Origin of the sequence: Campylobacter upsaliensis, assembly GCF_900637395.1 — a bacterium.
Taxonomy (GTDB): domain Bacteria; phylum Campylobacterota; class Campylobacteria; order Campylobacterales; family Campylobacteraceae; genus Campylobacter_D; species Campylobacter_D upsaliensis.
Window position 1 is genome coordinate 1,494,902 of sequence record NZ_LR134372.1, and the last position, 24,409, is coordinate 1,519,310.

At 36.7% G+C, this 24,409-nt stretch carries 22 protein-coding genes and 8 tRNA genes; 10 read left to right on the plus strand and 20 right to left on the minus strand.

Going from position 1 to position 24,409, the window contains the following annotated elements; translation table 11 throughout:
- Window positions 1–122: 122 nt before the first annotated feature.
- The 4 genes from EL158_RS07505 (at window position 123) to metF (ending at window position 6,052) form a co-directional block, all read left to right on the plus strand.
- Window positions 123–1,961 (plus strand): flagellin, encoded by a 1,839-nt coding sequence (locus EL158_RS07505; RefSeq protein ID WP_126361601.1) that lies wholly within the window; start codon window positions 123–125, stop codon window positions 1,959–1,961.
- Between the two features lie 115 nt (window positions 1,962–2,076).
- Window positions 2,077–2,571, plus strand: a complete 495-nt coding sequence (gene luxS, locus EL158_RS07510; protein ID WP_027304500.1) for an S-ribosylhomocysteine lyase — start codon at window positions 2,077–2,079, stop codon at window positions 2,569–2,571.
- Between the two features lie 346 nt (window positions 2,572–2,917).
- Window positions 2,918–5,182, plus strand: a complete 2,265-nt coding sequence (gene metE, locus EL158_RS07515) for a 5-methyltetrahydropteroyltriglutamate--homocysteine S-methyltransferase (protein WP_027304501.1) — start codon at window positions 2,918–2,920, stop codon at window positions 5,180–5,182.
- Window positions 5,183–5,191: 9 nt separating this feature from the next.
- Window positions 5,192–6,052, plus strand: a complete 861-nt coding sequence (metF, locus tag EL158_RS07520; RefSeq protein ID WP_126361604.1) for a methylenetetrahydrofolate reductase [NAD(P)H] — start codon at window positions 5,192–5,194, stop codon at window positions 6,050–6,052.
- A gap of 5 nt (window positions 6,053–6,057) precedes the next feature.
- On the opposite strand, the gene EL158_RS07525 is transcribed toward metF, so the two are convergent.
- Window positions 6,058–6,145 (minus strand) — tRNA-Ser (locus EL158_RS07525).
- Between the two features lie 83 nt (window positions 6,146–6,228).
- Between EL158_RS07525 and EL158_RS07530 the strand changes: the two genes are divergently transcribed.
- Window positions 6,229–6,305 (plus strand) — tRNA-Met (locus EL158_RS07530).
- On the opposite strand, the gene EL158_RS07535 is transcribed toward EL158_RS07530, so the two are convergent.
- The 7 genes from EL158_RS07535 to EL158_RS07565 form a co-directional block, all read right to left on the minus strand.
- Complete coding sequence (locus tag EL158_RS07535) at window positions 6,284–7,054, minus strand: TSUP family transporter (RefSeq protein ID WP_027304503.1); 771 nt, start codon at window positions 7,052–7,054, stop codon at window positions 6,284–6,286. The genes EL158_RS07530 and EL158_RS07535 overlap by 22 nt on opposite strands.
- Complete coding sequence (locus EL158_RS07540; RefSeq protein WP_027304504.1) at window positions 7,044–7,784, minus strand: TIGR02757 family protein; 741 nt, start codon at window positions 7,782–7,784, stop codon at window positions 7,044–7,046. The genes EL158_RS07535 and EL158_RS07540 overlap by 11 nt, the downstream gene beginning before the upstream one ends.
- A 91-nt stretch (window positions 7,785–7,875) precedes the next feature.
- Complete coding sequence (gene flgK / locus EL158_RS07545) at window positions 7,876–9,702, minus strand: flagellar hook-associated protein FlgK (RefSeq protein WP_027304505.1); 1,827 nt, start codon at window positions 9,700–9,702, stop codon at window positions 7,876–7,878.
- A gap of 12 nt (window positions 9,703–9,714) precedes the next feature.
- Window positions 9,715–10,146, minus strand: a complete 432-nt coding sequence (locus EL158_RS07550; protein ID WP_004275570.1) for a flagellar protein FlgN — start codon at window positions 10,144–10,146, stop codon at window positions 9,715–9,717.
- Between the two features lie 35 nt (window positions 10,147–10,181).
- Window positions 10,182–10,382: a flagellar biosynthesis anti-sigma factor FlgM gene (locus EL158_RS07555; protein ID WP_004277937.1), complete on the minus strand. Its 201-nt coding sequence runs from the start codon at window positions 10,380–10,382 to the stop codon at window positions 10,182–10,184.
- A 57-nt stretch (window positions 10,383–10,439) separates the two neighbouring features.
- Window positions 10,440–10,805 (minus strand): rod-binding protein, encoded by a 366-nt coding sequence (locus EL158_RS07560; RefSeq protein ID WP_027304506.1) that lies wholly within the window; start codon window positions 10,803–10,805, stop codon window positions 10,440–10,442.
- Window positions 10,805–11,851, minus strand: a complete 1,047-nt coding sequence (locus EL158_RS07565; RefSeq protein ID WP_027304507.1) for a flagellar basal body P-ring protein FlgI — start codon at window positions 11,849–11,851, stop codon at window positions 10,805–10,807. The genes EL158_RS07560 and EL158_RS07565 overlap by 1 nt, the downstream gene beginning before the upstream one ends.
- Before the next feature lie 135 nt (window positions 11,852–11,986).
- Between EL158_RS07565 and EL158_RS07570 the strand changes: the two genes are divergently transcribed.
- Window positions 11,987–12,061 (plus strand) — tRNA-Glu (locus tag EL158_RS07570).
- 183 nt (window positions 12,062–12,244) lie between these two features.
- Here EL158_RS07570 and EL158_RS07575 read toward each other — a convergent pair.
- The 5 genes from EL158_RS07575 to EL158_RS07595 form a co-directional block, all read right to left on the minus strand.
- A tRNA-Leu gene (locus EL158_RS07575) sits at window positions 12,245–12,329 on the minus strand.
- Between the two features lie 5 nt (window positions 12,330–12,334).
- A tRNA-Arg gene (locus tag EL158_RS07580) sits at window positions 12,335–12,411 on the minus strand.
- 10 nt (window positions 12,412–12,421) lie between these two features.
- Window positions 12,422–12,498: transfer RNA gene (locus EL158_RS07585), tRNA-Arg, on the minus strand.
- A gap of 3 nt (window positions 12,499–12,501) precedes the next feature.
- Window positions 12,502–12,578 (minus strand) — tRNA-His (locus tag EL158_RS07590).
- A gap of 22 nt (window positions 12,579–12,600) precedes the next feature.
- A tRNA-Pro gene (locus EL158_RS07595) sits at window positions 12,601–12,678 on the minus strand.
- A gap of 159 nt (window positions 12,679–12,837) precedes the next feature.
- Here EL158_RS07595 and EL158_RS07600 point away from each other — a divergent pair.
- Entirely contained in the window at window positions 12,838–13,062 is a 225-nt protein-coding gene (locus tag EL158_RS07600) for a FeoA family protein (protein ID WP_004277973.1), read from the plus strand.
- A complete protein-coding gene (gene feoB, locus EL158_RS07605) occupies window positions 13,063–15,072 on the plus strand; it encodes a ferrous iron transport protein B (RefSeq protein WP_027304508.1) in 2,010 nt (669 codons plus the stop codon).
- Here feoB and EL158_RS07610 read toward each other — a convergent pair.
- The 5 genes from EL158_RS07610 to gap are packed head-to-tail and all read right to left on the minus strand — an operon-like array spanning window position 15,064 to window position 20,361.
- Window positions 15,064–16,692 (minus strand): hydrogenase small subunit, encoded by a 1,629-nt coding sequence (locus tag EL158_RS07610; RefSeq protein ID WP_225532316.1) that lies wholly within the window; start codon window positions 16,690–16,692, stop codon window positions 15,064–15,066. The genes feoB and EL158_RS07610 overlap by 9 nt on opposite strands.
- Window positions 16,673–17,500 (minus strand): enoyl-ACP reductase FabI, encoded by an 828-nt coding sequence (gene fabI / locus EL158_RS07615; RefSeq protein ID WP_027304509.1) that lies wholly within the window; start codon window positions 17,498–17,500, stop codon window positions 16,673–16,675. Before fabI ends, EL158_RS07610 begins: the two co-directional genes overlap by 20 nt.
- A complete protein-coding gene (locus EL158_RS07620) occupies window positions 17,497–18,174 on the minus strand; it encodes a triose-phosphate isomerase (RefSeq protein ID WP_004277969.1) in 678 nt (225 codons plus the stop codon). The genes fabI and EL158_RS07620 overlap by 4 nt, the downstream gene beginning before the upstream one ends.
- Window positions 18,174–19,364, minus strand: coding sequence for a phosphoglycerate kinase (locus EL158_RS07625; RefSeq protein ID WP_027304510.1), 1,191 nt, complete (start codon window positions 19,362–19,364; stop codon window positions 18,174–18,176). Before EL158_RS07625 ends, EL158_RS07620 begins: the two co-directional genes overlap by 1 nt.
- A 1-nt stretch (window position 19,365) precedes the next feature.
- Window positions 19,366–20,361, minus strand: a complete 996-nt coding sequence (gap, locus tag EL158_RS07630) for a type I glyceraldehyde-3-phosphate dehydrogenase (RefSeq protein ID WP_027304511.1) — start codon at window positions 20,359–20,361, stop codon at window positions 19,366–19,368.
- Window positions 20,362–20,422: 61 nt separating this feature from the next.
- Between gap and nadD the strand changes: the two genes are divergently transcribed.
- Window positions 20,423–20,962, plus strand: a complete 540-nt coding sequence (gene nadD / locus EL158_RS07635; RefSeq protein WP_027304512.1) for a nicotinate (nicotinamide) nucleotide adenylyltransferase — start codon at window positions 20,423–20,425, stop codon at window positions 20,960–20,962.
- Between the two features lie 20 nt (window positions 20,963–20,982).
- Window positions 20,983–21,300 (plus strand): ribosome silencing factor, encoded by a 318-nt coding sequence (gene rsfS / locus EL158_RS07640; RefSeq protein WP_027304513.1) that lies wholly within the window; start codon window positions 20,983–20,985, stop codon window positions 21,298–21,300.
- Here the strand turns inward: rsfS and EL158_RS07645 are convergent.
- Together EL158_RS07645 and EL158_RS07650 are read right to left on the minus strand one after the other, a co-directional pair.
- Complete coding sequence (locus EL158_RS07645; RefSeq protein ID WP_027304514.1) at window positions 21,280–22,971, minus strand: tetratricopeptide repeat protein; 1,692 nt, start codon at window positions 22,969–22,971, stop codon at window positions 21,280–21,282. The genes rsfS and EL158_RS07645 overlap by 21 nt on opposite strands.
- 10 nt (window positions 22,972–22,981) lie before the next feature.
- The gene (locus EL158_RS07650; protein WP_027304515.1) at window positions 22,982–24,346 is read right to left on the minus strand and encodes a phosphomannomutase/phosphoglucomutase; all 1,365 of its coding nucleotides are present in this window, start codon (window positions 24,344–24,346) and stop codon (window positions 22,982–22,984) included.
- Window positions 24,347–24,409: the final 63 nt, after the last annotated feature.

Below are 24,409 nucleotides of genomic sequence, written 5' to 3' on the forward strand. Positions count from 1 at the left end.
CCACCCAAAATTCGCTTTTTATTAAATTTTTGAAAAAAGCTATAAACTTTTTTTTAAACTAAACGATATAGTGGATAACAAGCTCAAGGATTAGAGCTTGAATTCATTTAAAAGGATTTAAAATGGGATTTCGTATTAACACAAATGTTGCGGCACTTAACGCTAAAGCTAACTCCGACCTTAATAGCAAGAGCCTAGATGCTTCTTTGGCGAGACTAAGTTCTGGTCTTAGAATTAACTCAGCAGCAGATGATGCTTCAGGGATGGCGATAGCGGATTCTTTGCGTTCTCAAGCAGCCACTTTAGGGCAAGCTATTAATAATGGTAACGATGCGCTTGGCATTTTGCAAACAGCTGATAAGGCTATGGACGAGCAGCTTAAAATCTTAGATACTATCAAAACTAAGGCAACTCAAGCAGCTCAAGATGGTCAAAGTCTTAAAACAAGAACTATGCTTCAAGCAGACATCAATAGGCTTATGGAAGAGCTTGACAACATCGCTAATACAACTTCCTTTAACGGAAAGCAGCTTTTAAGTGGTGGTTTCATCAATCAAGAGTTTCAAATAGGCTCTAGCTCAAACCAAACCATCAAAGCAACTATCGGTGCGACTCAAAGCTCTAAAATCGGTCTTACGAGATTTGAAACGGGTGCGCAAGTCATCACAAGCAGCACGGCTCAAATGACCATTAAAAATTATAATGGTATTGACGATTTCAAATTTCAAGCGGTTAAAATCTCTACTTCCGTTGGAACTGGACTTGGTGCTTTAGCTGAAGAGATTAACAGAGTAGCTGATAGAACAGGTGTTCGTGCTAGTTTCAATGTCCAAACAGTAGGTGCAAGAACTGTTATGAAAGGCACAACAAATGAAAAATTCGCTATTAATGGCGTAACTATCGGCAAAGTGGCATACGAAAATGGGGACAAAAACGGCTCTTTAATCGCCGCTATCAATGCCGTTAAAGATACCACAGGCGTTCAAGCAGCTTTAGATGAAGAAGGTAAGCTAGTGCTTACTTCAGCTGATGGTCGTGGGATTAAAATCAGTGGCTATATAGGACCTGGTGCTGGCATAGCTATGAATATGATGGAAAACTATGGTCGTTTATCCTTAGTGAAAAATGATGGTAGAGATATAGCCATAGAGGGAACTGGCTTTGGCTTTGACAATGATAAACTGGTTTCTCAATCTTCTGTATCTTTAAGAGAGACTAAGGGTCAAATTTCTAAAGAATTAGCCGAAGCTATGGGCTTTAACTCTGTAGATAGGTTAGGAAGTGTCCAAGTAGGCGTTAGCGCTCTTTCAGTGCTTGCAGGAACAGGTATGAGTACTATTACTACACTTGTACATAGCAATGGTAGTGGTTTTTCTAAGTGGGTAACTACTAAAATCTCCAATGTGGGTCAAATGATAGATATAGGACCTGGACTTGGAACACTCTCTACTATGGGAGCAAGACTTTCAGCTTTGGGTATGTCAGGTTTAGCTTCTTTACAATTCTCTGCTGTTTATACAGTAGCTTTCAATGCTCTTTCGACAGTGAAAGGAGATTTACAAATAGGCTCTGCTCAAGCGGGTGGTCTTAGTGCTATTTTATCTCAAATCGGTGTTGTAAGAGAGACAAATAGAACTGATAATATCGGTCAAGTGCAAACTGCAGGTGTAACAACCCTCAAAGGTGCTATGGCGGTAATGGATGTAGCTGAAACTGCTATCATCAATCTAGACCAAATCCGTGCGGACATCGGTTCTGTGCAAAATCAAATCTCAGCGACCATTAATAACATTACCGTAACTCAGGTCAATGTTAAAGCTGCTGAATCAAATATCCGCGATGTGGATTTTGCAAGTGAAAGTGCAAACTACTCTAAAGCAAATATCCTAGCTCAAAGTGGAGCTTACGCGATGGCTCAAGCAAATGCTAGCCAGCAAAATGTTTTAAGACTACTTCAGTAGCTTAAAGCTTTCAATAATCCCAAGCGAGGCTTTCACGCTCTTAGCGTGGGCTTCGCTTTTTTTATTCTCCAAAAAATGCTATAATCTACAAAATTTACATACCAAAGGAGTTAAAATGCCTCTACTAGATAGTTTCAAGGTCGACCATACTAAAATGCCTGCCCCTGCCGTGCGTCTTGCTAAGATGATGAAAACGCCAAAGGGTGATGATATTTGTGTTTTTGATTTGCGTTTTTGCATACCTAATAAGGACTTAATGAGTGAAAAAGGCACGCACACTTTAGAGCATTTATTTGCCGGCTTTATGAGGGACCATTTAAATTCAAATTCGGTAGAAATTATCGACATTTCACCTATGGGCTGTCGCACGGGCTTTTATATGAGCTTAATAGGAACGCCCGATGAAATCACTGTGGCAAAAGCGTGGGAAGAAAGTATGAAAGATGTTTTAAATGTGCAAGATGAAAGCAAAATCCCAGAGCTTAATATCTATCAATGCGGAACTTGCAAAATGCACTCTTTAGATGAAGCCAAGCAAATCGCTCAAAAAGTTTTAAATTCGAGCATAGGCGTGATGAGTAACGAAGAATTAAAACTTGAAAATGTTTAAAATTTAGCCCTTGTTTAAGGGTTAAGTTTATTTTAATGTATTTTTAATACAATACAAAAAATTTTTATTCTAATGGAGAAACAATGAAACTGATGTGCGAGATGCGTAGTATCTAGTGCGTCCTTTGGCTTGACATTATGTTCCAAAGGCACGAAAGTGGATAAGGGGATATAATGTAAGAAAGCTAAAATTGTTTTTCAAATACAAACTTTAATCTTACTAAATTTAATCCACTTAGTCTTCTTATCCTTAAGTATAGGTAGCAAAATATAAAATTTTGCCAAAGAGCAAAAGCTCAAAAAAGCTTAAATTTCAAAGTTTAAGCCACACAAAAGGAGAATTAACAATGAAAAACGCAATCATTTCTTACCCAAGAATAGGTGCAAATAGGGAATTAAAATTTGCTATTGAGAAGTATTTTAAAAAGCAAAGCACGCAAGAGGAGCTTTTAGCCTGTGCTAAGGACTTAAGGGCTAGGCACTGGAGAGAGATTAAGGAAGCTGGGATTGACTTTATCCCTAGTAATGACTTTTCTTTTTATGATACCGTGCTAGATACTGCGGTGCTTTTTAATATTGTCGCTAGTCGTTATAGAGCTTTAAATTTAGAGCCACTAGAGCAGTATTTTGCCCAAAGTAGAGGCTATCAAGGCGAAAAGGGCGATACTACGGCTTTGGCGATGAAAAAGTGGTTTAATACAAATTACCATTACCTAGTGCCTGAATGCGATGAAGCAGAGCTTATAGCACTAAGCGGGGATAAAATTTTTAAAGAATATCTCGAAGCAAAAGAGCAAGGTATAGAAACTAAGCCTGTTTTAGTGGGAATTTTTACACTCTTTAAGCTCATAGCCTTTAAAGATGAAAGCACACAAAAACTAGCTCAAAAAAAGCTTTTAAACGCTTACCTAGAGCTTTTTGAAAAATTAAACGATTTAGGGGTGCAGTGGCTAGAGCTTGATGAGCCTTATTTGGTTTATGATTTAAGCGAGAAAGATTTAGCCTTATTTGATGAATTTTATAAAGAGCTTTTAAGTCATAAAAAAGGGCTTAAAATTTTACTGCAAAGCTATTTTGGAGATGTAAGAGACATTTATGCTAAGCTTTTAGAATATAATTTTGACGGCTTGGGGCTTGATTTTATAGAGGGAAAAGAGAGCTTAAATTTGATTAAGCAATACGGCTTTTCTAAGGATAAAATCCTTTTTGCAGGTATTGTTAATGGTAAAAATATTTACGCTAATGATTATGCTAAAAGTTTAAAGCTCATTAAAGAGCTTCAAAAATACGCGCAAAACATTGTTTTAAATACCTCTTGTTCGCTTTTGCATGTGCCTTATAGCACAGAATTTGAAACTAAGCTTGAAAAAAATTATCTCAAACTTTTTGCCTTTGCAAAACAAAAGCTTAAAGAGCTTAAAGACTTAAAAGAAATTTTAAATAGCAGTGAAGAAAATCCGCTTTTCAAAGCCAATCAAGAACTTTTTACAAATATCCCTAACCGCTTTGATGAAAAGGTTAAAGCAAGGCTTAATAGCCTAAAAAAAGAAGATTTTGTGCGTAAGCCTGAATTTAAAAAACGCATTAAAATCCAAGAAGGCGTTTTAAATCTCCCACTTTTACCGACGACGACCATAGGTTCTTTCCCGCAAAGTGCCGATGTGCGCTCCAACCGCCTCGCCTTTAAACAGCAAAAAATTTCAGCACAAAACTACACAGAATTTAATCAACAAAAAATCAAAGAATGCATACAAATCCAAGAAGAAATAGGGCTTGATGTGCTAGTGCACGGTGAATTTGAAAGAAACGATATGGTGGAGTATTTTGGTGAGAATTTGCAGGGCTTTTTATTTACACAAAATGGCTGGGTGCAAAGCTATGGAACAAGATGCGTTAAGCCGCCTGTGATTTGGGGCGATGTATCACGCACTAAGCCTATCACGCTTTCTTGGTCCAAATTTGCCCAAAGCCTTAGCAAAAAAATCGTAAAAGGTATGCTCACAGGTCCTGTAACCATACTCAACTGGTCTTTTCCAAGAGAAGACATTAGCCTAAAAGAAAGCACGGAGCAAATTGCTTTAGCTATAAGAGATGAAGTTTTAGACCTTGAAAAAGAGGGCATTAAAATCATACAAATTGACGAAGCGGCGTTAAGAGAAAAGCTTCCTTTAAGAAAAAGCGACTGGCATAGTGAGTATTTAAACTGGGCTATCCCTGCCTTTAACCTCGTTCATAGTGGCGTTAAAGCCTCGACTCAAATTCACACGCATATGTGTTATAGTGAATTTAACGACATTTTAAAGGATATTGACGCTTTGGATGCGGATGTGATTTCTTTTGAAGCGAGCCGTTCGAATTTAGAGCTTTTAGACACGCTTAAGGCGGTTAATTTTAAAACGCAAGTGGGTCCTGGCGTTTATGATATACACAGCCCTAGAGTGCCAAGCGAAGAAGAGATAAAAACGACCATAGAGAAAATTTTAGCAAAGCTTCCTAAAGAACAAATTTGGATTAATCCCGATTGCGGACTTAAGACTAGGGGCTATGAAGAAGTGGTTTTAGCGCTTAAAAATTTAGTCGCAGCGACTCGAAAAGTTAGGAATAGTTTATAAGGAGTTTTTATGTGTAGCTTTTCCTTTGAAGTTTTTCCGCCAAGAAGAGATGAAACTATCAAAAATTTAGACGCTATTTTAGAGGATTTAGGGCGATTAAGCCCTAATTTCATCAGCGTAACCTTTGGTGCAGGTGGCTCTATAAATTCGAAAAATACCATAGAAGTGGCAAGTCTTATCCAAGAAAAATACCAAATTCCTAGCATAGTGCATTTACCTTGCATACACTCAAGTAAAGAAAAAATTACAGCTATACTCAAAGAGTGCAAGCAAAGAGGGCTTAATAAAATTCTAGCCCTTAGAGGAGATGTGTGCGAGGGGCTAGAAAAGAGTAAGGATTTTTCTTATGCAAATGATTTAATTTCTTTTATCAAAAAGCAAGAAAATTTCGAAATTTACGCCGCTTGCTACCCTGAAAAACACAGCGAGGCTAAAAACATCATCGAGGATATTCATCATCTTAAAAATAAGGTAAATGTTGGCACAGATAAACTCATCACGCAACTTTTTTATGATAACGAGGACTTTTACGCTTTTAAGCAAAATTGTGCTTTAAGTGGTATAAAAGTGCCGATTTATGCGGGGATTATGCCTATTACAAACAAAAGGCAAATTTTAAAAATTTCACAACTTTGTGGGGCTAAAATCCCCACTAAATTTACTAAAATTTTAGAAAAATATGAAAACAATACCTTAGCCCTAGAAGACGCTGGCATCGCCTATGCGATAGACCAAATCGTTGATTTAATCACTAGCGGGGTGGATGGAATTCATCTTTATACTATGAATAAAACCAAAGCGGCTATAAGAATTTATGAAGCGGTAAAACATTTACCAAAAGAAGAAAACGAGGCTAAAAATGTGCTTTAAATTTGTGGCAGAAAGGAAGGGATTCGAACCCTCGAAAGCTTGCACTTTACACGCGTTCCAGGCGTGCTCCTTCAACCGCTCGGACACCTTTCTATGATAAGAAGGAAAATTATAGCTAAAAATTTTATAAAATCAGCCAAATTTTAGTAAAAAAAGATATAATTACACTTTCACAAGTCAGGGTAGCTCAGCTGGTTAGAGCGCTGGTCTCATAAGCCGGAGGTCGGGAGTTCAAGTCTCCCCCTTGACACCAATATAATCCCACGCTACTTTAATAATCGTCGCTCCCACAACAACTAAAAATAACACTTTAATAAATTTCCCATTTGTTTTTAGCACAAGCTTTGAGCCTAAAAACGCCCCAAAAACCTGTCCCACACCCATCAAAAGTCCCACAAGCCACAGCACATCATAAAGCCAAAGGAAGATAAAAAGGGCGATAATATTACTTGAGAAATTGAGAATTTTCGTGTTAATGCTAGCTTTTTTCATATTAAAACCCAAAAATAACACACAAGCAAAAATCCAAAAAGACCCCGTCCCAGGACCCAAAAAACCATCGTAAAAACCTAAAGTTAGCCCGAAAATGAGATGAAAAATTTTAATATTGTGAATTTTAGGCTCACTTTCTCTTTTACCAAGGCTAGGCTTAAAGGCTGTGTAAAGAAAGGTAAGGCTTAAAAAGATTAAAATAATAAGCTTTAAATGCTCATCTTTAATAAGCAAAACGCTCCAAGTCCCAAAAGCCGCCCCAAGTGCTGTAAAAAACACACCCCAAGCAAGGTGTGGGAGAGTGGTAGAGCGAAAATAAGTCGCTGCTGCTGTAAAAGAGCCAAAAACGCTTTGAAGCTTATTAGTCGCTAAAGCAAGGTGTGGCGGGATACCACTTGCCATAAGAGCCGGGATAGTAATAAGCCCACCCCCACCCACAATAGAGTCGATAAAACCAGCAAAAATAGCAACACAAAATAAAATCGCATAAGCGCTTAATTCAAGTTCCACTAGCTCCCCCCTGCCCTAGTCTATAAAGAGCGAAGTCGTATTTAATAGGATCTTTAGGGTCAAATTCTTTTAATTTTTGCGTAAGTTTTAAAACGGCTTTAAAATCGTAGCTTTTACGCTCTAAAAGTCCTAAATTTAACGCCATTTTCTGCGTGTGCGTGTCAAGAGGGATTAATAAATCTTTTGTTGAAATTTGCTTCCAAAGTCCTAAATCAAGCTCGTCTTTACGCACCATCCAACGCAAAAACATATTATAACGCTTAAGCGGAGAAGTCGGCTCTTTTTTCCACACTTTGCCAAAAAAGTGCATATAACCCTTGCTCGTGTAAGCATTGATTTTATAAATTTCTTTAATGCAATTTAAAATTCCATCCGTGATATTTCCACTTTTTTTATAAGGCTTTGTAAAAATTTCCTCTAAATCATAGGCTTTTTTAAGTCTAGCAAAAGTGATGAAAATTTGCCTAATATCCTCACTTGTTTGAAAGCGGTATTTAAGGTCTTTAACGCCCTCTATAATCTTTTTTTCCTCTTTATCGATGAGAGTAAAATCAAGGCTTTCTAAAAATTGCATAATATTTTTAGCACTTCCATAAGAAAATAAAGCACACATCAAAGCGATATAAGAATCGCTAAATCGTTTAGCCACCTGCAAGGGGTCGGCAAATTCTTTTAAGCCTCTTTCAGTGTTTTTCTCGCTTACGAGGGCATCAAGTTTAGCTTTTAGCAAAGCCTCCGCCCCTCAATTTTTTCAATTTTTCGCAGTTTTTCATAGTAATCCTTTCAAAAAAATTGAAAGGATTATAATATAAATTTTTAAATTAAGATTTAAGTCCTAGTAGCGTATCAAGCATTTGATCGACTGTGGAGACGATTTTCGCCGCCGCACCATAGCTTGACTGCCACTGGATAAGTGCGGCTAACTCCTCATTAGTATTTACCCCACTTTTACTTTGATACTCGGCATAAACAGAATTATAAAGGGTTGTGTTACTTTTATGAATCACATTATTATTTTCCCCATCGCTTGCGATTTTACCTGTAAATTTGCGGTAATACTCCTCCATAGTTAGCTCATCTACCGTGCCGTCTTTATTGTAAAAGCTAACTTTGTTATATTGAAGCTGTATGATTTGATTTGCCATATCATTCCCACTATCTACGCCGTTTTTACTCGCTCTTACCGTGCTTGGGTCGCTTAAAAGGCTTTCCTTAACCCTAATATCACTCGCATCTTTTCCGCTAAAAAAGCCCCCCACACTAAAAGCACCAGCGAAATTTGTGCCTTTATCCTCTAAAGAGACTTTAAAGCCATTTTTGGCATTGATTTGAAAAAGTCCGCTATTACTTTTAGAATCGAAGCTAAAACTCGCATTGATGAAATCATCGACATCGTCTTGGTTATTTTTATTTCCATTATCATCTGTGTTAGCCTTGATTTGACGCATTAAATCATTCATTGTAGTCGTTACATCGATGGTAATGCTCTTTCTAACCTTTTCATTACCTTTTTCATCGTAAATGACAATATCAAAAGTCCCCGCCTGTATGGTTCTATCGTAATTCATTAAAGGCACATCGCCCGTTAAACCCTCTAAATAATCCGAAGTTGCCGAATTTTTAGCTGAACCTGCGTAAAGATTATTTGTTTCGGTTATTAAAGTCTTTGAAAAGGTATTTAAAGAGTCGATATAACCTTGCAAAATTCCATTATCATAAGCTCCCTCAAGCTTATCATAATCACGCCCCCTTAAATCAAGCTGCGCTCCAAGTTGACCGCCCTTAAGTTTAGCTGTAAGGTCGTGAATTTTCTCATCTGGAGTTTGATAATAAATACTATAAGATTTATTTTTATCATCATAGTCAAGCTTTAAGGGGTGAAAATTCACCCCATCAACTATACTAAAGCCCTCAATGCTAAGATTATAATGATGTCCGGGGTCGGTTATAGTCTGCTCAAAGCGATTATCTTGCACAATTTCATTTTTACTTGCTACCGCACTTACAAGTTTAGAAAGTGTAAGCTCAAGCTCATCACGCCTATCTCTCAATTCGTTCGCGTGGTCAGTCGGTAAAGCCTCCTCACCATAAATTTGCTTATTAATGTGAGCAATTTCCTCTCCGATGCGATTAATCTCCTCAACGGTGGATTTAATGTCATCATTAACCTTTTGCTGGACTTTCTTAAGTGTGCTATGTGCTTCATTAACGCTTTCTGCTAAAGTCTTAGTCGCATTGACAAGGGCTATTTTGGTGGCGTTTTCGTTAGGATTAGATGCAAAATCGTTCCAAGCCTTATTATAATTTTCTAAATTATTTAAAATCCCTGTATTTTTAAGGTCTGGAAAGCGTTGCGAAATTTCTTCTAAAACCTGTCCTAAATAACCTGTGTATTCTTGCTGAGTGCTAGCATTTTTAAGCTTAAAATAAGCGTGTTCATCGTGAAGTCTCACTATGCTTTCTATCGCCGTTCCTGTGCCAACTTGCACTCCGCCTGTGGTAATATAGCCATTTGTCGTTTGCACAACTCTTTGACGAGTATAAAAAGTAGAATTGGCATTGGAGATATTATTACCCGTAGTGGCGATTTGCACTTCACTCGCTTTTAAGCCTGTAACTCCTGTATGTAAGGTCGCAAAGATACCCATTTTACCACTCCTTTACACTTTCATTTTAAAAATTTCTGGGATATGCTCTTTATCTCCATAAGCATTATTTGTTCCACCATTGATGTCAAACATTGTATTTACCAAGCCGTCTAAAAAATCTTTTACTATGAAGACATATTTGGCGTATTCTTTATTTTTAGTATGTAAGGTTTGAAGATTTTGTTTAAGTAGATCAAGCTTTTGCTTGTCCTCATCGTCAAGCATTTCGCTAAGTCCCTTTGTAGAGCTGTTATTTAAAGCCACTAAAGCTGCATCAAGTTCTTTTTTAGCTGCTACAAATTTGGTAATGAGTTCATTTTTAGCCTCGACACTAGGAGCGACCTTGTCGTGCTTGGCAACTTGTATGTCTTTAATATCCTCTTCGGTTAATTCTATCATCTGTGCTAAGATAGCATTAACCTCATCTAAGCATTTTTTTAGCATTTTTTCTCCTTTCCTAGTCAAAAAGGAGAAAAAATTTAGATTAAAGAGTCTGCTACCGCCGCTGCTGTGGCTTTTAAATCAACTTGATATGTGCCATTTTTAATTTGCTCAGCTATTTTAGAAACTCTATCGTTTTCTACCTTTTGACTTTGCTCTGTTTTTGCTTCTCTTTCGACCTTGCTAGTATTGTTTAAAGAAGCACTAGCGACATAACTTTGTTGTATAGGATTTATCATTTCTGCCTCCTTGATTTATAATCCTCTACAAGCTATATCGACTAAAATTATAAAAACTTAACCCCTCTCTTTTAAAAAATCAAATAATAATTTTGAAAAGCCCATTCCTCCACTTAAAGCCTTACTCATCGTATCGTTATACATAGAAGAATAAATTTCGCTACTTGCATCTTTACCAAAAAGTGAATTTTGATTTTTCAAAGAAATGTCTAAAACAGATTTAATTAAAAAAGCTTCAAAAGCATCTGTTTGCTCTTTTAAAGCCTTCTCTTCATCTGTTTTAGCGATAGCTTCATTGTCTTGCTCTTTAAAATAAGCTGCAAAATTTTCGTCCGCTTTTTGCGAATTTGAGCCTTTAGCCACCTTTTCTAAAAGCACATTTGAACTCATACTATAAGTGCTTAAAAAATGATCCACTTTCATTATATCACCTCTAAGTCCGCATTGATAGCACCTGCGCGCTTTAAATTTTCCATTATGGCGATAATGTCATTTGGCGTAGCACCTAATTTATTAAGCATTCTTGCGATATTTGCCACCGTTGTTTTTGGATTTGAAATTCTAAGGGTATTTGAAGCTGGATCAATAGCCCCTCCGTCCTTCATATCGATTTCATTTTGTGCTACGGCGTTTTGGTTATTTGGGTCGATTTTAATCGTAATATCCTTATGCGTGATTAGCACAGGCTCAACCTCCACATCAACGCCCGCTATCACAGTGCCTGTTCTTTCATCGATGATAACTTTACTTTGTGGAGTATAGGCTATATCTTGCTCTAAAACACGAGCCATAAATTCCACTGCACTAAATTCTTCAGGCTTATTAAGCTTAATCGTGCGGGAATCAATAGCCCTTGCCACGCTTTCATCAAAAACGCTATTTAAAACTCTTTCTATATCGTGAGCTGTTTTAAAATCCGCCGTTTTAAGACTTAAGGTTAAGTCGGTATTTTCATTAAAATTTTGCGGAATTTCTCTTTCAACATTTGCTCCGCCCATCACACTTGCAGCTGTGGAGTGTGAGCCTGCCCCACCCGGTCTAGCTGTAAGTCCTCCAGTAGAAAGCGAGCCTTGTGCTATGGCATAAATTTCTCCGTCAATCCCTCTTAAAGCTGTGAGTAAAAGTGTGCCACCTTGTAAAGATTTCGCATCACCTAAAGATGAAACAGTGATGTCAAGCTTATCGCCACTTTTTGCAAAGGCTGGAAGTTTTGCTGTAACCATAACTGCAGCGGTATTTTTGGATTTGATGTCGGCTGGATCGACTTTAATATTCATACCTTGCAAGAGATTTGAAACGGATTGTAAGGTAAATTTAGAGCTTGTGCCATCGCCACTGCCATTAAGTCCTACAACAAGACCATATCCTATGAGCTGATTATCCCTAACGCCCACGGTGTTAGCTACTTCCTTAATAGGCACTGCAAAAAGCATTGCGCTAAAGGCACAAAGACTTAATAAGAATTTCATAGATTACTCCTTTAATCTTCAACTTAATCACAAATAAGCAAAAAGAGTTCCACTTTTAAAATAGCTTAAAAAAACTGAAATTTAAAGTTTTATTAAGTATTTTTATATATAATTACATTTCTTTTATTTTGTATTGGCCCATTCGTCTAGCGGTTAGGACATCGCCCTTTCACGGCGGTAACACGAGTTCGAGTCTCGTATGGGTCACCACATACATCATTATTTAAGCTAATTTTGACTTCCTAAAAGATAGAGTTTCATTATATTAATCAGTCTCATTTTTTATCCAACATTTTCTAATATGTATTGAAATGGCATTCTAAATTTCTTTTTAAGTTAGGAAAAATGTGTTGTTTTATAAATGTTAAAGTATAAAAGTGAAGGTTGACAGCGTGGTGCGGATGAAAGGACTTGAACCTTCACGCATTGCTGCACCAGATCCTAAGTCTGGCGTGTCTGCCAATTTCACCACATCCGCAAAAATGGTACGCTCAAGAGGATTCGAACCTCTGACCTACGGCTTAGAAGGCCGTTGCTCTATCCAGCTGAGCTATGAACGCATATCTAAGGTGGTGCGCCCGATAGGAATCGAACCCATAACCTACAGATCCGAAGTCTGTCGCTCTATCCAATTGAGCTACGGACGCTGATGGGGTGAGTGATGGGAATCGAACCCACGACCCTCAGGACCACAATCTGATGCTCTAACCGACTGAGCTACACTCACCATTTTTATAAATTATAAAAGATGGTCGGGGTGAAAAGATTCGAACTTTCGGCCCCCTGGTCCCAAACCAGGTGCGCTAACCAGACTGCGCTACACCCCGTAAAATTAAAGTCGTTATTATGCCAAAAAAAGAATTTTATGTCAAGCATTGAAATTTATTAATGATACGATATTTTTAAAATATAATATTTTGATAATTAAACTCAAATTTATTTTTAAAAGAATATAATACGCCTTCAATATTTTTTAAGGAGATTTTATGACACTGGATTCTTTAAAAGATGGAGAAAGTGCTTTAATAATAGGTTTTGACGCTCCATTGGAACTTAAAAATAGGCTTTTAAATTTTGGTTTTTTAAAAAATAAAAAAATCAAAAAACTCAATTCTTCCTTAAAAAAAGCGACAATTTTAGTTGAGCTTGAAAATTCCTGCGTGATTTTAAGAGCTAATGAGGCTAAATTTATAAAAATAGAAAGAATTTAAATGAAAAAAATTAACATCATTTTAGTTGGTCAGCCAAATGTTGGAAAAAGTTCTCTTATAAATGCACTTTGCAAGTCAAATTTAAAGGTAGGAAATTTCCCGGGAGTTACAGTGGAGAAGGCAAGTGCGAAAATTGTTTATAAAAATTATACGCTTGAATTTATCGATTTACCTGGGACTTATGCGCTTGATGGTTATTCTGAAGAAGAGAAAATTACTCAAAATTATATTAAGACGCAAAATTATGATCTTATCATTAATATACTTGATTCCACAAATTTAAAACGCAATTTCATCTTAAGCACTCAGCTTTTAGAGTGTCAAAAAAAGATGATTTTAGCTCTTAATATGAGCGATGAAGCCAAAAAAGAGGGCTTTAGTATCGATGTAAAGAAGCTTGAAGAGCTGATTAAAACGCCTAGCATTAGCATTTCTTCTAGGACGAAAGAAAATTTAAACGCTCTTTTAGAGCTTATCATACAAACGCACGAAGCCGCTTTTACCCCCTTTTTGAGACCTTATGGGGAGCAGTTGGAAGAAGAACTTGCTAAAATTCAGCAAGATATAGAAAAACTTAATTTAAATGAAAATCCTAGAGCCTATGCCGTGTCCTTACTTCAAAATAAAATTCAAAATAATGTTTGTCAAGAGGTGGTAAAAAATTCGCAAAATAGGCTTTTTGAGCGTTATCAAAGTCAAAATATTGATGAAATTTTTAAGGAGGATTTACTCGCTTTTAGTGCAGGGCTTTCTCAGCAAATTTCAAAGCAAGAGCCCACTTCAAATAACATCACAAAAAGTCTTGATGCTCTTTTGATTAATAAATATTTTGGAGTGCCAATCTTTTTATTTTTAATGTGGGTGCTTTTTCAGCTTACATTTACGCTTGGTGCTATTCCTATGGATTATATAGAAATGGGCTTTGGGGCGCTTGGGGATTTGTGTAAAGAATACATTTCCAACGAGCTTTTAGCCTCTGTTTTAGCTGATGGGATTATAGGCGGTGTGGGGGCTGTGATTTTATTTTTGCCTAATATTTTGATTTTATTTTTCGGCATTGCTCTTTTAGAAACTACGGGCTATATGTCGCGTGTGGCGTTTTTACTTGATGGAATTTTGTATAAATTTGGCTTACACGGAAAAAGTTTTATTCCACTTGTTACGGGTTTTGGTTGCTCTGTGCCTGCCTTTATGGCTACAAGAACGCTTAAAAATAAAAGAGATAGACTTCTTACGCTTTTTGTAATTAATTTTATGAGTTGTGGAGCTAGGTTACCCGTTTATGTGCTTTTTATCGGTGCTTTTTTTGGGGGTGAGCAAGCGGGAAATTATTTATTTGGAATTTATATTTTAGGTGCTTTTTTGGGGCTTTTAGCGGCTAAATTTTTAAAAATGACTGCTTTTAGGGGCATTGATGAGCCTTTTGTTATGGAAATGCCAAAATACCGTATGCCAAATTGGAATTTGGTATGGCAAATGTCTCTTAATAAAGCTAAGATGTATCTTAAGAAAGCGGGTACTTTTATATTATTAGCCTCCATTTTAATATGGTTTGCAAGTAATTTTCCTATTCAAACAAATGCACCAGAAGATGAGAAAAAAGCTGCAGAATTACAGGTCGAAAACAGCTACTTGGGGCAGTTTGGTAAGACTATCGAGCCTATTTTTGCTCCACTTGAGCTTGACTGGAAATTAAGCGTTTCTTTGCTAAGTGGTTTAGCGGCTAAGGAAGTGATGATTTCAACGCTTGGGGTGCTTTATGCTTTGGGTGAGGATTTGGACGAAAATGATGAAAATTTAAGACAAACCCTCGCTTCAAATATCCCTTTTAGCACGGCGGTGGCATATATTTTGTTTGTGATGATTTATAATCCTTGTTTTGCGGCAACCATAGTTTTTGCAAAAGAAAGTGGTAAAGCTAAATACATGCTTTATCTTTTTTTATTTACTTGCATAAGTGCTTATATCGTGGCTTTCATAGGGCTTCATCTTAGTAAAATGCTAACTTAGAATTTGATGTAAAAAAGGCTGATTTAAGCTTTCATCAAGACTTAAAATCAGTCTTTTATCTGCATAATTTTTATGAATTTCTTTCAAACTTTTAGCCAAAGCATTAAGTAGAGAAAAGGCTATCCCCTCAAAGTCAAGCCCCCCACAAAGATAAATCAGGCTCATTCTTAAGGATTTATTTAAATCAAGCTTTACACCATCTTCTTTAACACTTAACTTAAAATCATAAGGGCTAGCGTGCTTAAAAGCGTAATTTTGTGCCGCTTCAATAAAATGCCTTTTGTCCTTTAAAAATTCTCCCTTAGCCAAAATATAACTTAAGCCAAAAAATTCCCAAATATCACTTGAAGGTCTTGAATTTTCGTCAAAATTTGCTTCGATGAAGGCGTATTGTTTAGGAAAGCTTTTTTTATAATTTTCAAGCAAATTAAGTCCTAGTTTATTTTTAGCCAAATTTGCTAAAGCACATTTTAAATTTGCTTCAAAATTAAATTTTAAAAGCTCTAAAACTTCTTCTTTTTTGATGAGAATTTGCATCGTTTCTTTAAGATATAAAATTAGCTCATCGTTTTTTACATCATTTTTTAAAGTGTTTAAATTGAGATTTTTGTTTTCTAAAAGAAATTCTTGTTTTCTAAAGATTTTTGAATAGGCAAAGGCGTTTGCCATAGGTTTTTCATAAAAGCCAAAATCATCCCAAAAATTCTCTTCGCTACAAGCGATGCATCCGTGCCCTGCCGCCACAGGCCAAGAAGTTTTAGCATTAAATTTCACTTTAGGGCAGTTATTGTAAGTGTAGGGTCCCTTACAGCCTAGTTTAAACAAGCACGCTCCATTTTTAGCCGCCTCATCATCAAAATTTTGAGCAAAAATTCCACTTTCAAATTTCGCCTTTCTTTCGCACATATCGTGCAAACACTTGCCATACGACCATTTAGGGCGATTTTTATCATCAAGCTCGGGAGAAGTGCCAAAAAGAGCATAAAAAGCTAAAGTAGCGATAATATTCACATCACTTGGCGGACAGCCCGGAATTTGAACGACTTTTTGACTTAAAACCTGCGAAATTCCGCAAGTTTTTGTAGGATTAGGCTTAGCAGCTTGTATCCCACCATAAGAAGAACAAGTCCCAGCGGCGAAGATAATTTGAGCTTTATCTGCGACACTTTGCAAAAGCTCATAGCCACTTTTACCCTCTGCTCCTATGCTAAGATAAAAGGTATCTATGGGTGCGACCGCCCCCTCAACGATAAGAGCAAATTCCTCTTCCATTGCTTTTTCTAGGCATTCTTCAGCCTTAGTGCCATTAGCACTCATTAAGGTTTCGTGATAATTTAAAGAAAAAAAGTCAAATATAAATTCGGCTAAATCAGGCTTTTCGCTTCTTAGTAGGCTCTCACTACAACCTGTACATTCTGCTAAATGAAGCCAAATGACATTAAGCTTAGGTGCTAGGGAAAAATACTCACAAGCAAGACTTAAAAGCTCATTAGAGATACCAAGATGTTTAAGCATAGTCGCCACACTTGCTTCATTAACAATTCTTTTTTCTTTGCCTTTTAAATTTACAAGGCGTTTTTCTAAACACGCTTTAAGGGCGTCATTGTCCATTGTGCTTATCCCAGCAAAGTATGGTTTGACCCTCATCATCTTTGGTTACATCGCCCATACCCATAATATTATAACCCGCATCGACATAGTGAATTTCACCCGTAACCCCTTTTGCTAAATCGCTTAATAAATACATCGCTGAATTTCCTACATCTTCTATGCTGACATTGCGTTTTAGGGGGGCGTTGATTTCATTATATCTTAAAATCATTCTAAAATCGCCTATCCCACTTGCCGCTAGAGTTTTAATAGGACCTGCGGAAATGGCATTAACGCGAATTCCACGCTCTCCTAAGTCCCTAGCCAAATATCTCACAGAGCTTTCCAAAGCCGCTTTAGCCACGCCCATAACATTATAATGCGGGACATATTTCACCCCACCTAAATAGCTTAAGGTTAAAATTGAGCCATTATTCTTTAGCACGGGTAAAGCAGCCCTTGTGAGTGAAAGTAGAGAATAAACGGAGGTTTGCATCGCTATATCAAAAGCTTCTTTGCTTGTTTGTAAAAAGGAATTTTCTAAAGCTTCTTTAGGTGCGAAAGCCACAGCATGCACGATAAAATCGATCTCACCCAAATCTTTCTTAATCAAGGAGGCGATTTTGTCTAAATGCTCTTCATTGTTCACATCAAGTTCATAAACTGCATTTGAGTTAAATTCCGCAGCGATAGGCTCAACGCGTTTTTTCAAAGCTTCATTTAAAAAGGTAAAAGCTAAAGTCGCCCCTTGCATAGCACAAGCCTTAGCTATGCCATAAGCTATGGATTTATTATTTGCTACGCCGACTATTAAGCCTTTTTTGCCTTGCATAATCATTTTGACCCCTTTATTAATGTGATGAAATTTTCTACTTTTAAAGCATAAGAGCCTACTAAAACTCCTCCGCAATGCTTAATTTGTGTGAGTTCTTTAATATTTGTCTCATTAACACTTCCCCCATAAAGTAAGGGCGCTTTTGTAAGTGTGCGTAAAAATGCCAAAATGGCTTCTATGTCTTCATTTTTAGCACTTATACCTGTGCCTATGGAATAAATCGGCTCATAAGCAATGATGAGTTTTTCATAATTTAAGTCCAAATTTTCAAGCTGTTTTTTTAAAAAATCTTTTGTTTTGCCCTCTTGCTTTGTTTTTAAATCCTCTCCTATGCAAAGAAAAATTTGCCATCCTTGCTCTTTGGCAAAGTCAAATTTCGCCTTTATCAAAGCTTCATTTTCAAAAATTCTACGCTCACTATGTCCTATTAAGACGCATTTGATACCAAATTCATCTAAATGTTCCTTGCCTAGCTCCCCTGTAAAAGCACCATTAACGCAAGGGTAGAAATTTTGCGTCCCTTGCGTGAAAAAACTTTCTTTTTGTGAAAAGGCTACGCTAGGAGGAAAGACAAAAACATTTTCATTTTGTGTTTTTAAAGCCTCATTTAAAGCCTTAAGATAAAGCTCAAAAGAGGCTCTTGTGTGATTGCATTTTAAATTCGCTGCGTAAATCATCACTCACCTCGTAAAGGTTTCACGCCCGGAAGTTCTTTACCCTCGATTAGCTCTAAACTTGCCCCACCTCCTGTGGAAATAAAGGTCATCTCATCAGCCTCGCCACTTCTTGCGACTACATCAGCCGTATCACCTCCTCCTATGATGGTCGTAGCGTGGCTATCGCCTATGAAATGTGCCATTTTTAAAGAACCTTTAGCAAATTTTTCTATCTCAAAAACGCCCATAGGTCCATTCCACCAGATCGTTTGTGCATCGGCTAAAGCTTCTCTAAAAAGTTTCCCACTAGCAGGTCCTATGTCAAGTCCCATAAAGCCACTTGGAATTTCTTGCGTTGGCACATAAGACATAAAAGCTTCGCTCGAACAAGTCCTTGCCACAGCCACATCAACTGGTAGGTAAATTTTCACACCAAGTTCTTTACCCTTTTTCATAATCGCCCTTGCATCTTCGAGTAATTCTTCTTCTAAAAGTGAATTTCCTATATCATAGCCTAAAGCTTTTAAAAAGGTGAAAGCCATACCTCCGCCTATGATGAGTTTATCGACTTTTGGCAGGAGATTGATAAGGGCTTGTAGCTTTCCGCTTACTTTTGAGCCGCCTACTACTGCGACAAAAGGACGAGCGGGGTGGCGTAAAAGATTATCAGCGAATTTAATCTCTTTTTGTAACAAAAAGCCTGCTGCTTTCACATCAAAAAATCTTGTAATCGCCTCCACACTCGCATGCGCTCTATGACACACGCCAAAGGCGTCGTTAATATAAATTTCCGCCATAGAGGCAAGTTCTTTAGCTAAATTTTCATCGTTTTTCGTTTCGCCCTTTTCAAAACGCAAATTCTCAAGCATTAAAATTTCACCTGCCTCTAAATTTTCCGCCTTTTTCTTTGCGTCTTCACCAATGACATCTTTAGCTAAAAGCACTTCTTTACTCATAAGTCTTGAAAGTCTCTTTGCTACAGGTTCTAGGGAGTATTTTGAACTAATTTCTTTTGGGCGTCCAAGATGAGAGGCTAAAATCACGCTACAACCATTATCTAAACAATATCTTATCGTAGGGATAGCCGATCTTATGCGTCTATCATCTGTGATATTTAAAAAATCATCTTGAGGGACATTAAAATCACATCTTATAAAAACCTTTTTTTTAGCTAAGTCTATATCTTTAATGGAGATAATTTCGCTCTTCATCTTAAGCTCCCATTACATAAACAGCCATATCGACAAGGCGACTAGAATAGCCCCATTCATTGTCATACCAAGCGACAATTTTAACAAAATCCTCGCTAATCACTTGAGTTAAATCACTTGCCACCACAGCACCAAAAGGCGATGTGATGAAATCGCTCGAAACTCTTTCTTCATCATCAACGGCTAAAATTCCTTTTAAATTTGTCTTGCTTGCCTTTCTAAAGGCTTCATTGAGCTCTTCTTTACTTACTTTTTTGCTTAAAAGTGCGGTTAAATCCACGCTTGAAACATCAATCACAGGCACACGCATACTTTGTCCGTGAAGTTTGCCATCAAGCTCTGGCATTACAAGCTTCATAGCTTTTGCCGCTCCTGTTGAAGTTGGGATAATATTTTGTGCAGCAGCTCGGCTACGGCGTTTATCCTTAGCCTTAGCATCGATAATGCTTTGCCCATTTGTATAAGCGTGTATAGTCGTCATTAAGCCTTTTTCTATGCCAAAATTATCTTGTAAAACTCTACAAACAGGACCTAAGCAATTAGTCGTGCAAGAAGCGTTAGAAATAATAGCCTCGCCTTTGTAAAGATGAGAATTCACACCCATTACAAAGGTTGGGGTATTATCCTTTGCGGGAGCGGACATTAGCACCTTTTTAATGCCCTTATTTAAAAAGGCTTGACATTTTTCTTGCGTTAAATGCGCACCTGTGCATTCAAAAACGAGCTCTGCGCCATATTTTGCAAAGTCAAGCTCATTAATATCACGCGTATGAAACATTTTAACTTTTTTGCTATTAATGAGTAAATCGCCATTTTCAAGCTCCACGCTCGCATCAAATTCGCCGTGAACAGAGTCATATTTTAAGAGGTATTTTGTCAGTTCAAGCTCTGTCGTATCATTGATAGCTACAAGCTCTAAATCATCACGCTTTGTGATGATTCTCGCTACACATCGCCCTATACGCCCAAAACCATTAATCGCAACTTTTATAGCCATTTAATTTCCTTTTGCAAAATAAAATGCTAGAATTCTACAAAAAAAAGGTTAAAAAATTTAAATGAAAATCGCACTTTTTGGAGGGAGTTTCGACCCACCACATCAAGGACACGAAAGCGTTATAAAAGAGGCTTTAAATACACTAGAAATCGACAAACTCATCATTATGCCAGCTTTCATTAGCCCCTTTAAAGAAAGTGTGAGTGTTCCTGCACAAAAAAGGTTAGAGTGGGTTAAAAAACTTTGGGGGAAATTAGAAAAAGTCGAAATTTGTGATTTTGAAATCAAGCAAAATCGTCCCGTGCCGAGTATAGAGAGTGTTAATTTTCTTTATCAAATTTATAAGCCTAGCAAATTTTATCTTTTAGTGGGAGCTGATCATCTTCAAACTTTATCTTCTTGGCACTCTTTTGAAGAGCTTAAAAAAAAGGTAGAATTTGTTATAGCAAAGCGTGATAAAATAGTAATTCCAAAGAATTTTAAAGATTTAAATACGCACATTAATATCTCCTCATCTTTTATAAGAAAGCATTTAAATTTAGATAAAGTAAGTGATGAAATTCAAGAAGAGGTGAAAAAATACTACCAAAAACAGCTATAATTTTAAAATAAAGGACGAAAATGCAAGAAAGAATCACCGCAATCACACAAATTTTAGATGAAAAAAAGGCTGAAGATATTGAAATTTTTGATATGAGAGGGGGAGAGTATTTTGTAAGCTTTGTCATCATCGCTACGACTTTGGGCGAAAGACACGCCCTTTCTTTAATCGATGAACTTAAAACTAAACTGAAAGCCAAAGGGGAGGAATTTTTAAACATAGAAAGCAGTGAGCAATGGAGCGTGATTGATTTGGGTGATATTTTAATCCACCTCCTAAGCCAAGAACATCGCGGAATTTATAAGCTAGAAGAGCTTTTAAGGGACTTTGTAATTTAAAATCTTACAAATTTGCTTTTTAATGCCGCTAGGTCCTTCTTGATTAACCCTACAAAAATGCGCTTTCTGCCAAAAAATGCTTTTAGGGCTTTCAATTTTCCCCCAACGCCAATCAAAGCGGTCTCCCAAAAGCACTAAAGTGGGAATTCCTAAAGCTAAACTCAAATGTGCTATCGCACTATCAATGCTTACAAGCAAATCCACCTCACGCAAAGCCTCGCTTGTAGCTAACCAATCATTAAGCTCAAAAGATACATCTTTAATATTAGCAGGAAGTTCTAATTCGCCTTTTTGATAAAGAGTGAAATTCACAAGCTCCACATCAAGTCCATCAAAAGCCTCAAGTAAAAATTCCAAATCAATATTGCGATAAAATAAACTTTGTGTATGGGGAATAGTGCTTGTGCGAAAGCAAATTCCTACCTTCGCTCTTTGCATCCGTGTCTTTTTCTCCACGCTAATGAGAGGCGAGGGTAATTTTGCTATGGTTTTCGCATTATAAACACCTAAGAAAAAATAAAGGGAGCAAATCGGCACCGCATAATCAAAATCTTGCGGAATTTGTGCGAATACTTTAAGATTACTTTGAATTTTATTTTGTTTTTGAAGCGTTTGAATATGTGTATTAAAAAGACTAAATAACGCACTTTGAGGGCAAAAAATCACTTCCTTTGCCACCTTAGAAAGACTGCGTAAAATGCGAGAAAACATTATTGTATCTCCATAACCTTGCTCGCAATACACAAGCACTTTTTTGCCGTGTAAAAAATTTTTATTTTCATAAAAAGCCGCATAAGCAGCATCATAATGCCTTTGAGAAAAAGTGAATTTAGAAGCTGCGTGTAAGCGTGTTTCATAATATAAAAAGCCCTCTTCAAAGCGTCCCAAACGCAAACAAAATTTAGAAAATTCAAAACTAGTATATATATCAGCATTCAAAGAAATAGCTCTTTTATAGCATTTATAAGCCTTATCATAATAGCCTGTATATTCTAAAGTTAAAGCATAAAAGAGGAAAAATTGAGGATTTTTAGCATTATAATTTTCTACTTTTTTAAATACATTAAGAGCATTATCATAGCGATAAAGTCTAAAATTTAAATATGCCAATTCAACAACCAAACGCATATAAAGAAAATCATCAAGTGCATTAAGCAATTCTTCTTTTTCCTTGCTTGGATTTTTTTCCTTCTCTAATTCTTGTTTATATTCTAAAAAATGATGATAAGCTTTCTCCACTATGGCAAGGGATTTTTCATCATTGGTATATTTGTGCGCAAGAGCGTAATTAAGCCAAAGTTCTTTAGAATAAGGCTCTTGTTTTAAAAGTTTTTCAAATAAAATTTCAGCTTCATCATAAAAACTATAAGACACAAGAATAAGAGTTAGCTCGAAAGTAAAAGTATAATCGTGCTCTCTTGTTAAAAGTTTATCAACAATATTTTGTATTTTTTCTGGGGGGGGGGTAGCATCTTGAAGATTGCCATATACGCGTAATAATAGAAGTAAAACATAAGAACTTTGCTCTTTCATATCTTCTAAAATTACTTGTGCTTTTTCATAATTGCCCTCCTCACAAGCTAACAAAGCTCCAGCATAATCATCGCAAGATAAAGCATAAATTTCCTTGTAATTCTTGCGGGAAATGTAAAATAAATCTTTTTGTGTCATCAATGTTTCCTTATGATACACTTTTAACTTGTTTAAAAAGTTCCATTACAGCTTCCTCAAGCTCCTTAGCCCTTAAAGGTGTATTTGCTTCAAAACGCGTGATGAGATAGGGACTAGTGTTTGAAGCACGCAGTAAAGCCCAGCCGTCCTCAAAGTCCATTCTAGCCCCGTCAATCTCACAAAGCTCTTTAACTCCCTTTAAAGCCCCTTTTCTAACTGCCTCTTTAAAAGCCTCTACAAGTTTAAATTTCTCCTCTTCGCTTACGGGAATTTTAAGCTCTGGTGTCGTATAAAGCTTTGGCAAAGCGTTAATTAAACTTTCTAAATTATAGCCTTTAAAGATGAGTTCTAAAGCTCTTAAAAACGCATAAATTCCATCATCATAGCCAAAATAACGATGTTTAAAGAAAATATGCCCACTCACTTCAGCTGCTAGGTCGATGTTAAGTTCTTTCATCATTTTTTTAATATTAGAATGCCCTGTTTTCCCCATAAAAATCGTCCCAAATTGCTTCACTGCATCAAAAAGATTTTTAGAGCATTTGACCTCACCTAAAATTCTAGGATTTTCAATATCTTTAGCAAATAAATAGCAAAGCTCATCACCGCAAAAAGTGTGTGTTTTGCTTAACGCGACAACTCTATCTGCGTCCCCATCAAAAGCAAAAGCCATTTGTATGTTTTGATTTTGTTCCAAAAATTTTTTAAGAGGGATTAAATTCTCATTTTCTGTTGGGTCTGGAGAGTGATTAGGAAAAGTGCCATCAGGCTCTTTAAAAAGAAAATGTGCTTTCAAATTTAAAGCCCTCATCAAAGGCTCAAGCACCACGCCCACAGCACCATTAGCACAATCTAAAGCAAATTCATAATTAAAATTTGCCAAATGCCCAAATTGCTTTTTCATAAATTCCACATACAAGCTTAAAATGTCGTATTTTTCAGCCCTTAAGTCTTGAGGAATTTCATCATCTAAGTGCCTATAAACCTCCTTAGAAAATTCCTTAAGCTCCGCCCCAAAAAAGCTTTCCTTGCCTATGGTGATTTTAAAGCCATTGTAATCTTTTGGATTATGTGAGCCTGTAATCATAATATTTGCGTCAAATTGTAAGCCCTCATAAAGTGAAAAATAGCCAAGCGGAGTTGGCACAAGCCCTATATCATAGACTTTAATCCCCGCTTTGTTTAAGCCACTTACAAGATAAGCAAAAAGCTCATCGCCACTATATCTTGCATCTTTTCCTACGCTGACATTTTTACAACCCTTTTGAAGCATCACTTCACCCAAACAAAAGCCTATGGCTTTAACGCTCTTTTCATTTAGCTCTTTATCATAAAGTCCTCTTATGTCATATTCTCTAAAAATCACATCTAGCATAAATTTCTCTTAAATTTAAATTGTATTTTAAAAAAATCTGCTACAATTTTACATCAAATTTAC

Excerpts from the sequence above, each read along its gene's own strand:
- EL158_RS07505 (WP_126361601.1), top strand. The coding sequence starts at position 123 with ATGGGATTTCGTATTAACACAAATGTTGCGGCACTTAACGCTAAAGCT.
- luxS (WP_027304500.1), top strand. The coding sequence starts at position 2,077 with ATGCCTCTACTAGATAGTTTCAAGGTCGACCATACTAAAATGCCTGCC.
- metE (WP_027304501.1), top strand. The coding sequence starts at position 2,918 with ATGAAAAACGCAATCATTTCTTACCCAAGAATAGGTGCAAATAGGGAA.
- metF (WP_126361604.1), top strand. The coding sequence starts at position 5,192 with ATGTGTAGCTTTTCCTTTGAAGTTTTTCCGCCAAGAAGAGATGAAACT.
- flgK (WP_027304505.1), bottom strand. The coding sequence starts at position 9,702 with ATGGGTATCTTTGCGACCTTACATACAGGAGTTACAGGCTTAAAAGCG.
- EL158_RS07550 (WP_004275570.1), bottom strand. The coding sequence starts at position 10,146 with ATGCTAAAAAAATGCTTAGATGAGGTTAATGCTATCTTAGCACAGATG.
- EL158_RS07555 (WP_004277937.1), bottom strand. The coding sequence starts at position 10,382 with ATGATAAATCCTATACAACAAAGTTATGTCGCTAGTGCTTCTTTAAAC.
- EL158_RS07560 (WP_027304506.1), bottom strand. The coding sequence starts at position 10,805 with ATGAAAGTGGATCATTTTTTAAGCACTTATAGTATGAGTTCAAATGTG.
- EL158_RS07565 (WP_027304507.1), bottom strand. The coding sequence starts at position 11,851 with ATGAAATTCTTATTAAGTCTTTGTGCCTTTAGCGCAATGCTTTTTGCA.
- EL158_RS07600 (WP_004277973.1), top strand. The coding sequence starts at position 12,838 with ATGACACTGGATTCTTTAAAAGATGGAGAAAGTGCTTTAATAATAGGT.
- feoB (WP_027304508.1), top strand. The coding sequence starts at position 13,063 with ATGAAAAAAATTAACATCATTTTAGTTGGTCAGCCAAATGTTGGAAAA.
- fabI (WP_027304509.1), bottom strand. The coding sequence starts at position 17,500 with ATGATTATGCAAGGCAAAAAAGGCTTAATAGTCGGCGTAGCAAATAAT.
- EL158_RS07620 (WP_004277969.1), bottom strand. The coding sequence starts at position 18,174 with ATGATTTACGCAGCGAATTTAAAATGCAATCACACAAGAGCCTCTTTT.
- EL158_RS07625 (WP_027304510.1), bottom strand. The coding sequence starts at position 19,364 with ATGAAGAGCGAAATTATCTCCATTAAAGATATAGACTTAGCTAAAAAA.
- gap (WP_027304511.1), bottom strand. The coding sequence starts at position 20,361 with ATGGCTATAAAAGTTGCGATTAATGGTTTTGGGCGTATAGGGCGATGT.
- nadD (WP_027304512.1), top strand. The coding sequence starts at position 20,423 with ATGAAAATCGCACTTTTTGGAGGGAGTTTCGACCCACCACATCAAGGA.
- rsfS (WP_027304513.1), top strand. The coding sequence starts at position 20,983 with ATGCAAGAAAGAATCACCGCAATCACACAAATTTTAGATGAAAAAAAG.
- EL158_RS07645 (WP_027304514.1), bottom strand. The coding sequence starts at position 22,971 with ATGACACAAAAAGATTTATTTTACATTTCCCGCAAGAATTACAAGGAA.
- EL158_RS07650 (WP_027304515.1), bottom strand. The coding sequence starts at position 24,346 with ATGCTAGATGTGATTTTTAGAGAATATGACATAAGAGGACTTTATGAT.